Annotated in this window: 12 protein-coding genes; all 12 read right to left on the reverse strand. The window is 61.0% G+C overall.

What is annotated here, in order from left to right; genetic code table 11:
- Positions 1 to 12 precede the first annotated feature (12 nt).
- Positions 13 to 747: an amino acid ABC transporter ATP-binding protein gene (locus BK665_RS01745; RefSeq protein WP_123402566.1), complete on the reverse strand. Its 735-nt coding sequence runs from the start codon at positions 745 to 747 to the stop codon at positions 13 to 15.
- Positions 740 to 1,699, reverse strand: coding sequence for an amino acid ABC transporter permease (locus tag BK665_RS01750; RefSeq protein WP_123402567.1), 960 nt, complete (start codon positions 1,697 to 1,699; stop codon positions 740 to 742). The genes BK665_RS01745 and BK665_RS01750 overlap by 8 nt, the downstream gene beginning before the upstream one ends.
- A 139-nt stretch (positions 1,700 to 1,838) precedes the next feature.
- A complete protein-coding gene (locus tag BK665_RS01755; protein ID WP_123402763.1) occupies positions 1,839 to 2,636 on the reverse strand; it encodes a transporter substrate-binding domain-containing protein in 798 nt (265 codons plus the stop codon).
- A gap of 290 nt (positions 2,637 to 2,926) precedes the next feature.
- Positions 2,927 to 5,497, reverse strand: a complete 2,571-nt coding sequence (mdoH, locus tag BK665_RS01760; RefSeq protein ID WP_123402568.1) for a glucans biosynthesis glucosyltransferase MdoH — start codon at positions 5,495 to 5,497, stop codon at positions 2,927 to 2,929.
- Positions 5,490 to 7,313, reverse strand: coding sequence for a glucan biosynthesis protein G (locus BK665_RS01765; RefSeq protein ID WP_123402569.1), 1,824 nt, complete (start codon positions 7,311 to 7,313; stop codon positions 5,490 to 5,492). Before BK665_RS01765 ends, mdoH begins: the two co-directional genes overlap by 8 nt.
- Positions 7,314 to 7,589: 276 nt before the next feature.
- Positions 7,590 to 8,027 (reverse strand): D-aminoacyl-tRNA deacylase, encoded by a 438-nt coding sequence (gene dtd, locus BK665_RS01770; protein ID WP_123402570.1) that lies wholly within the window; start codon positions 8,025 to 8,027, stop codon positions 7,590 to 7,592.
- Complete coding sequence (gene pip, locus BK665_RS01775; RefSeq protein WP_123402571.1) at positions 8,024 to 8,995, reverse strand: prolyl aminopeptidase; 972 nt, start codon at positions 8,993 to 8,995, stop codon at positions 8,024 to 8,026. Before pip ends, dtd begins: the two co-directional genes overlap by 4 nt.
- 104 nt (positions 8,996 to 9,099) lie before the next feature.
- Complete coding sequence (locus BK665_RS01780; RefSeq protein WP_123402572.1) at positions 9,100 to 10,017, reverse strand: alpha/beta hydrolase; 918 nt, start codon at positions 10,015 to 10,017, stop codon at positions 9,100 to 9,102.
- Between the two features lie 148 nt (positions 10,018 to 10,165).
- Positions 10,166 to 11,122, reverse strand: coding sequence for a choline ABC transporter substrate-binding protein (locus tag BK665_RS01785; RefSeq protein WP_123402573.1), 957 nt, complete (start codon positions 11,120 to 11,122; stop codon positions 10,166 to 10,168).
- Positions 11,123 to 11,388: 266 nt separating this feature from the next.
- Positions 11,389 to 12,192, reverse strand: a complete 804-nt coding sequence (gene hutG / locus BK665_RS01790) for an N-formylglutamate deformylase (RefSeq protein WP_123402574.1) — start codon at positions 12,190 to 12,192, stop codon at positions 11,389 to 11,391.
- 10 nt (positions 12,193 to 12,202) lie between these two features.
- Complete coding sequence (gene hutI, locus BK665_RS01795) at positions 12,203 to 13,408, reverse strand: imidazolonepropionase (protein WP_123402575.1); 1,206 nt, start codon at positions 13,406 to 13,408, stop codon at positions 12,203 to 12,205.
- Between the two features lie 100 nt (positions 13,409 to 13,508).
- Positions 13,509 to 15,041 (reverse strand): histidine ammonia-lyase, encoded by a 1,533-nt coding sequence (gene hutH, locus BK665_RS01800; RefSeq protein WP_123402576.1) that lies wholly within the window; start codon positions 15,039 to 15,041, stop codon positions 13,509 to 13,511.
- Positions 15,042 to 15,080: the final 39 nt, after the last annotated feature.

Below are 15,080 nucleotides of genomic sequence, written 5' to 3' on the forward strand. Positions count from 1 at the left end.
CAGACAACGCGACTAAAGAACCTGCCGCAAAAACGCCTGCGCCCGAGGATCCTTCGGCGCATCGAAGAACTCGGCCGGCGAGGCATCTTCCAGCAATTTGCCGTGATCGAAGAACAACACCCGATCCGCCACTTCCCGGGCAAAACCCATTTCGTGGGTCACGCAAACCATGGTCATGCCTTCCACGGCCAGGGTTTTCATCACGTCCAGCACTTCGCCGACCATTTCCGGGTCCAGCGCCGAGGTCGGCTCGTCGAACAACATGACCTTCGGTTCCATGGCCAGCGCCCGGGCAATCGCCACACGCTGTTGCTGACCGCCGGACAGGCGTGACGGAAACTCATTGGCCTTCTGCGCGATACCGACCTTTTCCAGCAACGCCAGGGCCTTGGCCTCACGCTCCTTTTTGCCGCGTTTGCGCACGACTTTTTGCGCCAGGCAGAGGTTTTCCAGCACGGTCATGTGCGGGAACAGGTTGAAGTGCTGGAACACCATGCCGACTTCCCGACGATAGGCATTCACGTCGGTTTTCGGGTCGGCCAGTTGCAAACCGTCGATGCTCACCGAGCCCGAATCAAACTCTTCCAGGCCATTGAGGCAGCGCAGGAAGGTCGATTTGCCGGAGCCGGACGGCCCGATCACCACCAGCACTTCGCCCCTGGCCACGGTCGTGGACACGTTATCCACCGCGCGCACCACCTGGCCACGGGTGTCGAAGACTTTTACCAGATCGCGGACTTCAATCACTTTGCGCGAGCCTCCGCTCAAGCCGGCTGGCGATTTTCGACAGCGGCAGGTTGATCAACAGGTACAGCCCGGCCACGCAGAACAGGATTTCGAACGGCGAGAACGAGGTGGTGATAACTTCGCGACCGCTTTTCAGCAGCTCGGTTATGGCAATCACCGACACCAGCGACGTGTCTTTCACCAGGCTGATGAACTGCCCGGCCAGTGGCGGCAACACGCGTTTCAATGCTTGCGGCAGCACCACATGACGCATCGACTGGCCGGCGCTCAAGCCCAGGGAACGCGCGGCCTCGTTCTGGCCACGGGCGATGGACTGGACGCCGGAGCGGATTATTTCCGCCACGTAGGCGCCAGTGAACAGCGACAGCGCGGCGATCCCGGCGAACTCCCGGGACAGGTTCATCACCGTGCCGATGAAGAAATAGAAAATGAAGATCTGTACCAACAGCGGCGTACCGCGCACCAGTTCGACATAAATGGTCGAGAGGTCACGCAGGGTCGGGTTGTTGGAGAGACGGCACAGGCCCGTAGCGAGGCCGATCAACAGCCCGAGCACGCCAGACACCACGGACAGCCACAACGTGGTCCACAGGCCCCACAGCAGTGGACCGGCGGCCCAATGCCGGGTGACGCCGATCACGTCGCCCTCTGCCACGTCATCGCCCTGGGCGACTTGCAGGCTGTTTTCGTCGACGCTCAGGTGCTGCTCATCGCCAGCGTCATTGCGCAGGGTGACTTCGGCCTTGTCGCCCTGGCGCACCAGTTCGCTGACCGTGGAAATGTCGGCGGCGCGCTGGGATTCTTCGGCGTGGTAGGCGAAGTACTGCGGCACGCGGTTCCAGCGCCATTCGTAGGACATCAGCGAGGTGGCGTAATACAACGCGCCGGCCAGACCGATGAGCACGAGCACGGTCAGGACGTGCCAGGGCAGTTGGGATTTTTTATGTTTCATTTGCTTTGAAGATTCCGGATTTTGTGTCGCCAGGGAGGCCGTCTTCGCGAGCAAGCCCGCTCCCACAGGAGTACGCATTCCCATTGTGGGAGCGGGCTTGCTCGCGAATGAGGGCGACGCGGTCTAGCTGACCGGGCCCTTATTCCATGTCCTTCTGCCAAGCGGTGTCTTTGAACCACTTGTCATGAATGCGATCGTAGGTGCCGTCTTCGTGGATCTGGTGCAGGAAGTTGTTGATGAAGTTGAGGCTGTCGTAGTCGCCTTTCTTCAGGCCGAAGGCCAGGGGTTCGTAGGTGAACGGCTTGTCGAGGAACACCAGTTTGCCGGCGCCGACCTTGTTCACCGCGACCACGTTGTACGGGGCGTCATAGATGAAGGCGTCGGCCTTGCCGTTGACCACGTCGAGCACGGCTTCCTGCTCGTTGTCATAGCCGTGGTACTTGGCTTTGGAGATCAGCTTCTTGGCAACCATCTCGCCGGTGGTGCCGAGCTTGGAGGTGATGCGGTACTCGTCGGTGTTCAGGTCTTTGTAGGACTTGATGGTGCCTTCCAGCTCCTTGCGGATCAGCAGGGTCTGGCCGACGACGATGAACGGTTCGCTGAAGTTCAGGCGCAGGTTGCGTTCCTGGGTCAGGGTCATGCCGCTGCCGATCATGTCGAACTTGTCAGTCATCAACGCCGGGATGATGCCGTCATAGCCGGTGGACACCAGCTCCAGCTTCACGCCCATGGCCTTGGACATGGCCTTGAGGATGTCGACTTCGAAACCGATGATCTCGCCGCGCTTGTTGGTCATTTCGAACGGCATGTAGGTCGGGTCCATGCCGACTTTCAGCGTGCCGCGCTTGACCGCGTCATCGATGGCCCCGGCCTGCGCCGCGTTGACTGCAACCAATGCCGTGACGCCGACCAGCAGCATCGACAGATACTTCTTCATCATCAAGTCCCCAAACCATTGCGTTGTGAGGCGCGCAATCGGCGGGTTTTCCTTGGAAAACCGGCAGATACGAACAGAAAGCTGTCCGGGCGCACCAATTCGGGGACGGATCCTAACGTACTGGGTTGTTTGCACAAGGGTTTACGCTGGATTTGTTGGTTCTTGCGGGGCCGCAAAAGCAAAAGATCGCAGCCTTCGGCAGCTCCTACGCGGTGTACGTCCGTAGGAGCTGCCGAAGGCTGCGATCTTTTAAGGCTTCCCCCGCTTCTGAAGGAAGCGGGGGCTTTTCGTTATGCCAACTGAGGCTGTGCGCTCAATGGCTTGAGCGGCAGCAGCGGCGCATGGGGATCGGCTTTCACCGATTTCCGCCACGCATCCAGCCACTCGGCGTGGCCTTCGTTCCAGACCGCCTCGTGCAGGCGACCCAATGCCACCGGATCGCTCAACAGTTGCAGGCGTTCATGGTTGTTCAGCCCGGCAGGCCCGACCTTCAACGCATGACGAACCCGCTCGACGCGCAACCACTCGATCGGCTCGGCCTGACCGTGACGGGACGTCGCCAGCGAGCACGCCAGGGCGTTCTGCTGTGGATCGACCACGGCGCGGATGAAGCCGTCTTTCAACTGGTGATAACGGTTTTCGTGGGTGTACTGGTCGGTCGCCAGCAGCGCTTGTGGCGGATTGTATTCCTCAGGGATCAGGAACAGGCTCTCGTCGCGGGACTTGAGGCCCAGGCCGACACGGCTGGAAATCACCGACACCGGGATCGACAGCATCAGCGAACCGACGATCGGCACCAACCACCATAGGAAGCTTGGGTTCAGCCAGATCACCAGCAGGGCCCAGAAGAAGCCCAGCAAGGTTTGCGGGCCGTGACGCTTGACCGCTTCGCTCCATGGCGTGGAGTCGTCGTCACGTTGCGGCGAGTTCCAGGTCGCGGCCCAGCCGAGGAACGCGGCGAGGACGAAACGGGTGTGGAAAATCATCCGCACCGGCGCCAACAGCATGGAGAACAACATCTCCAGCAGCATCGAGAACGTCACCTTGAACTTGCCACCGAACTCTTTTGCGCCCTTGGCCCAGATCAGGATGATGCTCAGCAATTTCGGCAGGAACAGCAGCACGATGGTCGTCGAGAACAACGCGACGGCCTTGTCCGGATGCCATTGCGGCCACAGCGGATACAGCTGTCGCGGCTCCATGAAGTACTGCGGCTCCATCAACGTGTTCACCGCCAGCAACGCCGTGGACAACACGAGGAAGAAGAACCACAACGGCGCCGACAGGTAAGACATCACGCCGGTGAGGAACACCGCACGGTGCACCGGGTGCATGCCTTTGACCAGGAACAGGCGGAAGTTCATCAGGTTACCGTGGCACCAGCGACGGTCACGCTTGAGTTCGTCCAGCAGGTTCGGCGGCAGTTCTTCGTAGCTGCCCGGCAAGTCGTAGGCAATCCACACGCCCCAGCCGGCACGGCGCATCAGCGCAGCTTCGACGAAGTCGTGGGACAGGATCGCACCGGCGAAGGCCCCTTTACCCGGCAACGGCGCCAGGGCGCAGTGCTCGATAAACGGCTTCATGCGGATGATCGCGTTGTGGCCCCAGTAGTGGGATTCACCCAACTGCCAGAAATGCAGGCCGGCGGTGAACAGCGGACCGTACACCCGGGTAGCAAACTGCTGCATACGCGCATAAAGGGTGTCCATGCCCGACGCACGTGGCGCGGTCTGGATGATCCCGGCGTCCGGCGTGGCTTCCATCAAGCGCACCAGACTGGTCAGGCATTCGCCGCTCATCACGGAGTCCGCGTCGAGCACGACCATGTACTTGTAGTCACCGCCCCAACGACGGCAGAAGTCGTCGAGGTTGCCGCTCTTGCGCTTAACGCGACGGCGACGACGGCGATAGAAGATCTTGCCGAAGCCCTTGGCTTCGCGGCAGACGTCGAGCCAGGCCTGTTGCTCGGCGACGCAGATATCGGTTTCGTTACTGTCGCTGAGGACGAAGAAGTCGAAACGATCCAGGTCACCGGTGGCCGCTACCGACTCGAAGGTCGCCCGCAGACCGGCGAATACACGCGGCACGTCTTCGTTGCAGATCGGCATCACCAGTGCGGTGCGTGCGTCCTTGGCAATCGGCTCGTTGCCGGCGCTTTTGCCGGAGATACGGTATTTATCGTGACCGGTGAGCAACTCGAGGAAGCCCATCAGCGCGGTCCAGAAACCGGCCGACACCCAGCAGAACAGAATCCCGAACAGGATCAGGATGCTGGTTTGCAGCGCGTACGGCAGCACTTGCGTGGCGGTTTGCAGCAGCGGTTGATGCAGCACCTCGTTGAGGTCGACGAACGACCAGCCCTGGTACGGCATGATGCCTTTCATGTACCAGCCAGCAACGATGGTCTGGCCGAGCATCAGCACCAGCAGGATGTAGCGGCGGATCGAACCGACGGTGCGCCAGCGAGCCGCCGGCAGCACACGTTCATCCTTCGGCGGGGCCGGCGGATTGGTACGGCCGGTAAGCCGGCGCCAGCCACGTACCAGAATATTGGTACGCCATGGCTCCGGCACGACTTTGGTGCGGCGGATCGGCGGGGTCGCTTTGAGTACCACACGACCACTGGCGTCAACCGCCAGCATTTCCGCTTCTTCCAGTTCTTCGGCACTGTTGAGCAGCAGGCGCTTGCCCACCGAAGCCTGGGCGGCCTCGGTCGGCGCGTCGAACGTGGAGGACGACAGGCGCTGATGCAGTTCACTGAAGGACTGGCAGCCCGCGAGTTCCGCGCGCTGCTCGTCGGTCATCGGTAAATGCGCCAGATACTCCGACAGAGTCTCTGGCCGTACTTGAGAATTACTCATCGGCAGGCAACTGATAGCTCCAGGTCTCGGTCAGGACTTCTTCAGTCTCTGTCGATTCCGGTGTGGCTGGGGCCGCGTCGGCAGCGGCTGGCTGCTTGGCGTCTTTGTTGTCCTTGTCCTTGGTATCGGCAACAGGCTTGGCGTCGGCCTGTTTGGCGTCCACTTGCTTGGCGTCCTTGGCTTCCTTGTCCGCTTTCTCCTGTTGCTTGGCGGCGACCTTGTCGGCCTTGGCAACAGAGGAACTGGATGAAGGCACCAACGACTTGGCCAGGTCTTCAGGCTGGATCTTCTCGACCAGTGCCGCACGCATCTCGGTGGCCTTGCCGGCATCCTTGATCTTCATGCGCAGCGTCAGGCGCCAGCCCTTGGTGTCAGGGTTGTAGCGCACGGTGTTCTCGACCAGTTCGGCATTGTCGCCAACGCTGACCTGGCTACGCACATCGGCGGTTTCCGGCAATGCTGCAAGGGACGGGCCTTCGAAGTCCACCAAATAGGCAACGGTGCCATCCGGCTGACGGATCAGGTTCGACTGTTTGACGTCGCCGGTGGAACGCAGGGTCTGTTTGACCCAGGCGCTGTCCGGGGCGTGAATCGAGGCTTCGTCGATGGTCCAGTGCATGCGATAGGCAACGTCCAGCGGTTGACCAGGCTCAGGCAGTTTTTCCGGGCTCCAGAACGCAACGATGTTGTCGTTGGTTTCGTCGGCGGTCGGAATTTCCACCAGGTCTACAGAACCCTTGCCCCAATCACCTTTTGGCTCGATCCAGGCGCTTGGGCGCTTGTCGTAGCGGTCGTCGAGGTCTTCGTAGTGGCTGAAGTCACGGCCACGTTGCAGCAAGCCGAAGCCGCGCGGGTTCTCGATGGCGAAGTTGCTCACCGCCAAGTGTTTCGGGTTGTTCAATGGGCGCCAGATCCACTCGCCGTTGCCGGCATGGATCGACAGACCGCTGGAGTCATGCAGTTCGCGACGATAGTTCAGCACTTTGGAAGGCTGGTTGGCGCCGAACAGGAACATGCTGGTCAGCGGCGCAACGCCAAGCTTGGTGACCTTGTCACGCAGGAACATCTTGGCCTTGACGTCGACTACGGTGTCGCTGCCCGGACGCAGGGTCAGGCGATAAGCACCGGTGGCACGCGGCGAATCCAGCAGGGCGAAGATCACCAGATGCTTGTCACCCGGCTTCGGCTGTTGAATCCAGAACTCGGTGAAACGCGGGAATTCTTCGCCGGACGGCAATGCGGTATCGATGGCCATGCCGCGAGCGGACAAGCCATAGGTGTGACCCTTGCCGACAACGCGGAAGTAACTCGCGCCGAGCATGGTCATGATTTCGTCTTGCTTGTCGGCCTTGTTGATCGGGTACAGCACACGGAAACCGGCATAACCCAGTTGTTCGGTGGCTTTAGGATCAACCTTCACATCGCCGAAATCGAAACGACTTGGGTCGTATTTGATCTCCTGGACGGTGTTGGCCGTGATTTCGTTGATTTTCACCGGGGTGTCGAAGTGCATGCCCTGGTGATAGAACGAAAGCTTGAACGGGGTTTTCTGATCGGCCCACTCGGCTTTTTCGGTGCGGAAACGAATTTTCTGATAGTCCGCGAATTTCATCTCGCGGAATTCGTTCGGCAGGTTACTGCGCGGGGCTTCGTATTTCTGCCCGGCCAGCTCTTTCGCCTTGACCGACACATCATCCAGGTTGAATGCCCAAAGCTGGCCGGCGCTGAGCAGGCACAGCAGTGCAGAGCCCGCTACCAGAGCGCTTCGGAACCGTTGGGCAGACAATTTTGGTGCATTACAGGGACTAACAATCACGAGCAACCCTCGCCGAAAACAGATCAAAAAACCAACGGCCAGCTATCTATATGCCAGGTTGGCGAGCATTGTTCCGACTCCTATGGGGCTAAATGATTCCCCAACAGGTTCCGGGCAAGTCTCTACCTAAGTCAAAATGGGCCAACGAACGCTGATCCCCGTAGCGCGCGATTATCTAGTAGGGCGCGTTACAACGCATCAGGGGTAACAAAGTATTTATCGCGAAAAACCCCTGTTTTCAGTCGAAATGCCCTTAAAAGCAGGTTTCAGGGGCATTCAGGTCTGTAACAGGAAGGTTACCGGGCCGTCATTGACCAAGTGCACCTGCATATCCGCGCCGAATCTACCTGATGCCACAGTGCCATGCACCTCTTTCGCTTTCCCTAATAGATAGTCGAATAGTTCTTCACCCAGGGCCGGAGGCGCCGCCGTGGAAAAACTGGGGCGCAACCCGCTCTTGGTATCGGCCGCCAGGGTGAATTGCGAGACCAGCAGCAACCCACCGCCGACTTCCGCCAGGGACAAATTCATCTTGCCCTGCGCGTCACTGAATACACGATAGTTAAGCAGCTTATGCAGAAGTTTGTCGGCGCTGGCCCAGGTGTCTTCGGGCTCGACCGCCACCAGTACCAGCAAACCCTGGTCCACAGCGCCAACCACCTCCCCCGCTACCTCGACTCGTGCGCCACGCACCCGCTGCAGCAGGCCCTTCATGCTTCTTCGGGCGGCAGATCAAGCAAGCGCCGGGCCATCTGACCGGCGGCACGCACCAGGGCATCGGTGATACCCGGTTCGGACGCGGCGTGGCCGGCGTCGCGGATCACCTGCAACTCGCTGTTCGGCCAGGCTTGATGCAGTTCCCAGGCGTTATCCAACGGGCAGATCACGTCGTAACGGCCATGCACGATCACACCCGGCAGGTGAGCGATCTTGCCCATGTCGCGGATCAACTGGTTTGGCTCAAGGAAAGCGTTGTTGGTGAAGTAATGGCATTCGATGCGGGCGATCGACAGCGCCCGTTGCGGCTCGGAGAAGCGATCGACCACCAGTGGGTTCGGACGCAGGGTCGCGGTCCGGCCTTCCCAGGTGGACCAGGCCTTGGCCGCGTGCATCTGGGCAATCTGATCGTTGCCGGTCAGGCGCTTGTGGAAAGCCGTGAGCAAGTCGCCGCGCTCGTCCAGCGGGATCGGCGCGATGTAATCCTGCCAGTAGTCGGGAAACAGACGACTGGCGCCAGCCTGATAGAACCACTCGATTTCCTGCGGGCGGCAGAGAAAGATCCCGCGCAGGATCAGGCCATGCACGCGTTCCGGGTGGGTTTGCGCGTAGGCCAGCGCCAGGGTCGAACCCCAGGAGCCGCCGAACAGCACCCATTTTTCGATGTTCAGGTGCTTGCGGATGCGCTCGAGGTCGGCGACCAGATCCCAGGTGGTGTTGTTTTCAAGACTGGCGTGGGGCGTGGAGCGACCGCAGCCGCGCTGGTCGAAGGTGACAATGCGATACAGGTTCGGATCGAAGTACCGGCGGCTCTGTGCATCGCATCCGGCGCCGGGGCCGCCGTGGATGAACACCACCGGCAATCCTTCCGGTGAACCGCTTTCGTCGACATACAGCGTGTGGGTTTTATCGACGGCCAGATCGTGCCGGGCGTAGGGTTTGATCTGCGGGTACAAAGTCTGCATTGCACGCTCCGTAAGGGGTCGAGGTCATCCCTGGGGGGACTTCAATTATTCTGCCGTCCGGCATCATAAACCCGAATTACGTCAATGAGCATGCTCTTGCAACGTCAGAGTCTGTCAGCCAGAAACCCGAACAGGTTTTCATACAGCCGGTCCACCTCGGCGACCTGCCCGCGACCTCGCAAACAGCCGTGAACCAGCCCTTCCCCGTAATAAAGCGCAGCCTCCACGCCAGCGGCATTGAGTCGCTGGGCGTAGCTCACCCCGTCGTCACGTAGCGGGTCCCATTGCGCCACGGCGATCCACGCCGGGGGCAAACCGCTGAAATCCTCGGCGAGCAACGGCATGGCATAAGCGCTCGGCTGCGGGGTGCCTCGCAAGTAGAGCGCGTGATAGCAATCCACGTCGCTGCTGCTGAGCAGGGGCGCATCGGCGCACTCGCTGCGGGACGGCAAGTGGTGATCGCCACCCAGCCCCGGATAGATCAGCACCTGGGCGGTGGGCAACGGTTCGCCGGCATCGCGCAAGGCCAGGCAGAGAGCGGCGGCCAGATTACCTCCGGCGCTGTCCCCGGCCACGACCATGCGTTCGGGGTCGAACCAGAACGGCCCAGACCGTAGCGACCGCCAGACCTTCAGGCAATCTTCAAAACCCGCCGGGAACGGATGCTCGGGCGCCAGCCGATAATCCACCGCCACCACCATCGCACCCGTGACGGACGCCAGTTCGGCACAGATGAAGTCATGGGACTCCAGATCCCCCACCACCCAGCCACCGCCGTGCAAATACAGAAGACACGGCCAACCGCTGGTCGGTGGCGTCACCGGCGGCCGATAGGAACGCACCGCCACACCCGCGAGGGTGAAGTCGGTGACTTCAAGCCCGGCGGGACGGGTTGGGGTAAATGCCCGGCACATTTCGCTGTACGCCTGGCGCAACCCGGTGAGGCTACTGTCGGTGCTGTTGAAGCCGAGGGTTTTCGCGACGAAGGCCGACATTTGGTCAGAAAGCGGATAAGGAGCCATGGGCCTGCCGATCAAGAATGATGGATACACATGAGGTCCCCTGTGGGAGCGGGGTTGCTCGCGAAAGCGGTGTGTCAGTCCACATCAATGGTGCCTGACACGACGCCTTCGCGAGCAAGCCCGCTCCCACAGGGATTTGCGTCTGGTGTCAGGGTTTGAGGCTGGCCTGTACGGTGGCCACGCCATCCTTGCCATCAAAACTGTTCACACCCGCCAACCAGCGCTGCAGATCTTCCGGATGATCCCGCAACCAGGCCTTGGCCACGTCTTGGGGCGTTTTGCGCTCCATGATCGGCACCATCAACTGGCTTTCCTGGGACGCGGTGAAGGTCAGGTTTTGCAGCAGGCGATTCACGTTCGGGCAGCGTTCGGCGTAATCCGGGGCGGTCACCGTAGAGACAGTCGCGGCGCCTTCGTTCGGACCGTAGACGTCTTCGCTGCCGGTCAGGTAGGTGATTTTCATGTTGATGTTCATCGGGTGCGGGGTCCAGCCGACGAACACCACGAATTCCTTGCGATTCACCGCCCGCTGCACGGCGGCGAGCATGCCGGCCTCACCGGACTCGATCAGTTTGAAATCCTTCAGGCCGAAGTGATTGGTTTCGATCATGGTCTTGATCGTGGTGTTGGCGCCGCTGCCCGGCTCGATGCCGTAGATCTTGCCGCCGAGCTGGTCCTTGAATTTGGCAATGTCGGCAAAGGTCTTAAGACCGGCCGCCGCCACGTACTCCGGCACGGCTAGAGTGGCCTGAGCGTCAGCCAGACTCGGTTTGTCCATGACTTTGACTTGGTTGGCGGCGACAAACGGGGCGATGTTCTTGTCCATCGCCGGTTTCCAGTAACCCAGGAAAATATCGAGGCGCTTGTCACGGATGCCCGCGAAGATGATTTGCTGCACGGCGCTGGTTTGCTTGCTTTCGTAGCCCAGGCCGTTGAGCAGCACATCGGCCATGCCGCTGGTGGCGATCACATCGGTCCAGTTGACCACACCCATACGCACGGCCTTGCAGGACGAATCGTCACTGGCCAGGACACTGGTGCTCAGAAGAGCGGTGCCGCAGAGGATTGAGAGACAGCGGGTGAACAAACCTTTGGTGCTTGTCATGGAGGGCTTTCTCGTGCGGCAGATTATTGTTGGGAGCCGGTGTCTTCATGCACCGTGACCCGAACATTACGCAGCGTCGAGAGGGTAAAAGCGAACTGTAGCGACCGAGATTTGCACGGTGGCGACAGCCTCGATCAGATATCAAGGCAAATGAAAACCTGTGGGAGCGAGCTTGCTCGCGATGAGGCCATAACATTCAACATTGATGTTGTCTGTCAGTCCGCCATCGCGAGCAAGCTCGCTCCCACAGGGTTATGTGTCAGGTTTTAGCCTTTGTAGTGCTTCTGGCCCCAGGCCAACAACCCTTCCAGCAATTCCTTAAGCACCACCTGCGTCGGCGCTGCCAGGTCCGGGCGATAGCGGAATGGTTCGAACTCTTCCATGTAGGTGCACTGCCCCAGCTCCAGTTGCACTGCGTGGATGTTTTTGGCCGGGTTGCCGTAATGGCGGGTGATGTGGCCGCCCTTGAAGCGTCCGTTGAGCACGTGGCTGTAATCGGTGTGCCGGGCGCAGATCGCTTCCAGTTGCGTGGCCAACTGTGGATCGCAACTGGCGCCGTTGAAGGTGCCGAGGTTGAAGTCCGGCAGTTTGCCGTCGAACAGGTGCGGGATGATCGAGCGGATCGAGTGGGCATCGAACAGCAACGCATAACCGAACTCGGCCTTGAGGCGCGCCAGTTCGTTCTGCAAGGTGCTGTGATACGGCGTCCACACTTGCTCCAGATAAGTCGCACGTTCAGCCGCCGACGGCTCCATGCCCTCGCGGAACAATGGAATACCGTCGAACAGTATCGACGGGTACAAACCGGTGGTGGCGCCGACGTACAACGGTTTGTCGTCGGACGGTCGGTTGAGGTCGATGACAAATCGCGAGTACTCGGCGGCCAGGGTACTGGCGCCCAGTTCGGCGGCGAATTCATAAAGCTGCGGAATGTGCCAATCGGTATCCGGCAGGCTGCGTGCATCGGGGATCAACCCGGCTTCGACCGCCGGGGTCAGGCGCAGGCCGGCGTGGGGCATGCTGATCAGCAGCGGCACGCGACCTTGTTTGAAGTTCAGAACCTTATCCACAACTGTTCTCCTAAAGGCTTGATTCGACGCCATGGCGCACGACGCGTTTTTCCAGGTCGCCGCCCAGCCAGTACGACAGGTCGGCGGGACGATCGATTTGCCAGGCCACAAAGTCCGCGACCTTGCCCACTTCCAGGGAACCGTGGGTGTCGGCCATGCCCAACGCTGTGGCGGCATGAATGGTGGCGCCGGCCAGGGCTTCTTCCGGGGTCATGCGGAAACAGGTGCAGGCCATGTTCAGCATCAGGCGCAACGACAACGCCGGCGAGGTGCCGGGGTTAAGGTCACTGGCGATGGCGATTTTCACGCCGTGTTTGCGCAGGGCGTCCATCGGCGGCAATTGGGTTTCGCGCAGGAAGTAAAACGCGCCGGGCAGCAGCACCGCGACGGTGCCGGACTCGGCCATGGCGATGGCGTCGTCTTCGTCCATGAATTCCAGGTGATCAGCGGACAGTGCGTGGTAACGCGCGGCCAGGCTCGAACCGTGAAGGGACGACAATTGCTCGGCATGCAGTTTCACCGGCAATCCGAGTTCTTGTGCGGTGACGAACACCCGCTCGACCTGGGCCGGCGAGAACGCCAGGTATTCACAGAAGGCGTCCACGGCATCCACCAGGCCCTCGGCGGCCAGGGCCGGGAGCATTTCGGCACAGATGTGATCGATGTAGTCGTCGGCGCGATCCTTGTATTCCGGCGGCAAGGCGTGAGCCGCCAGGCACGTGCTGCGCACGCTCACCGGCAGTTCGGCGCCGAGGCGGCGGATGACCCGCAGGATCTTGCGCTCGCTGGCCAAATCGAGGCCGTAGCCGGATTTCATTTCGACCGTGGTCACGCCATCGCGCAGCAGGCTTTTCAGGCGTTTGGCGGCGCTGGCGAACAGTTCGTCTTCGCTGGCGGCGCGGGTGGCGCGCACGGTGCTGGCGATGCCACCACCGGCGGCGGCGATTTCCGAGTAGCTGACGCCTTGCAGGCGCTGCTCGAATTCACCGCTGCGGTTACCGCCGAACACCGTGTGGGTGTGGCAGTCGATCAGGCCCGGGGTGACCCAGGCCCCTTTCAAATCGTTGACCGCCGGGTATTCGCCGGACGGCAGTTCAGCGCGGGGGCCGATCCACTCAATGTGCGCACCGGACGTCACGATGGCCGCATCCTCGATAATCGAGTAGACGCCTTGCGCCATGGTTGCGACGTGGCAGTGTTGCCAGAGAGTTTTCATCCCTTAGTCTCCACAAAATTCAAAATCGATTCGCGAGCAAGCCCGCTCCCACAGGGAAATGCGCACTCCTGTGGGAGCGGGCTTGCTCGCGAAGGGGCCATTACAGGCTAGGCAGCAACTTCGCCGAAACCAGTTCATTCAGGCAGCGGGTGGCCAACAACTCGCTGGCCGCATTGATGTCCGGCGCAAAGAACCGGTCCTTCTCGTAGAACGGCACTTCAGCACGCAGGATGGCGCGGGCCTTTTCCAGTTTGGTCGACGTCTTCAGACCTTCACGCAAATCCAGACCCTGGCACGCCGCCAGCCACTCAACCGCCAGCACGCCGCGAGTGTTTTCGGCCATTTCCCACAGACGCTTGCCGGCGGCCGGGGCCATCGACACGTGGTCTTCCTGGTTGGCGGAAGTTGGCAGGCTGTCCACCGAATGCGGATGGGACAACGCCTTGTTCTCGCTGGCCAGGGCCGCCGCGGTCACCTGGGCGATCATGAAGCCGGAGTTCACGCCGCCATTGGCCACCAGGAACGGCGGCAGTTGCGACATGTGCTTGTCCATCATCAGCGAGATGCGACGCTCGCTCAGGGAACCAATTTCGGCGATGGCCAGCGCCATGTTGTCAGCGGCCATGGCCACTGGCTCGGCGTGGAAGTTACCGCCGGAGATCACGTCGCCTTCAGCCGCGAACACCAATGGGTTGTCGGAGACGGCGTTGGCTTCGACGGCCAACACTTCGGCAGCCTGACGAAACTGAGTCAGGCAGGCGCCCATGACTTGCGGCTGGCAGCGCAGGGAGTACGGGTCCTGGACCTTTTCGCAGTTCTCGTGGGAGGCGGAGACTTCACTGCGCTCGCCCAGCAAATCGCGGTAAGCGGCAGCGGCGTCGATCTGGCCTTTCTGGCCACGGGCGGCGTGGATGCGAGCATCGAACGGCGAGCGCGAGCCCAATACCGCTTCAACGGTCATGCCACCGATGGCCAGGGCGCCGGCGAACAGGTCTTCACCTTCGAACAGACCGCGCAGTGCATAAGCGGTGGACACCTGAGTGCCGTTAAGCAGCGCCAAGCCTTCTTTGGCCGCGAGGGTCAGCGGCGTCAGGCCGGCGACTTTCAGCGCTTCGGTAGCTTCCATCCACTCGCCCTTGTAGCGCGCCTTGCCTTCGCCCAGCAGCACCAGAGACATGTGGGCTAGAGGCGCGAGGTCACCGGATGCGCCAACCGAACCTTTCAACGGAATGTGCGGGTAAACCTCGGCATTGATCAGGGCGATCAGCGCGTCGATCACCACGCGACGAATCCCGGAAAAACCACGGCTCAGGCTGTTGACCTTGAGCACCATGACCAGGCGCACCAGTGCATCGCTGATCGGCTCGCCGACGCCAGCGGCGTGGGACAACACCAGGGAGCGCTGGAGGTTTTCCAGGTCTTCGCTGGCGATGCGGGTCGAGGCCAGCAGGCCGAAACCGGTGTTGATGCCGTACGCGGTGCGGTTCTCGGCGAGGATCTGTTCCACGCAGGCAACGCTGGCTTCGATCTGGGCCGAGGCGCTGTTGTCGAGGGTGAGTTTCACCGGTTGCTGGTAAACATCACGCAGTTGGGCAAGGCTCAGTTGGCCGGGAACAAGGTTAAGCGCAGTCATTGTGTGCTCCTTTTGAGAGTTGTTATGAGCTCACCAGAC

The sequence above is a fragment of the Pseudomonas frederiksbergensis genome, assembly GCF_003732665.1.
Lineage (GTDB): Bacteria > Pseudomonadota > Gammaproteobacteria > Pseudomonadales > Pseudomonadaceae > Aquipseudomonas > Aquipseudomonas frederiksbergensis_G.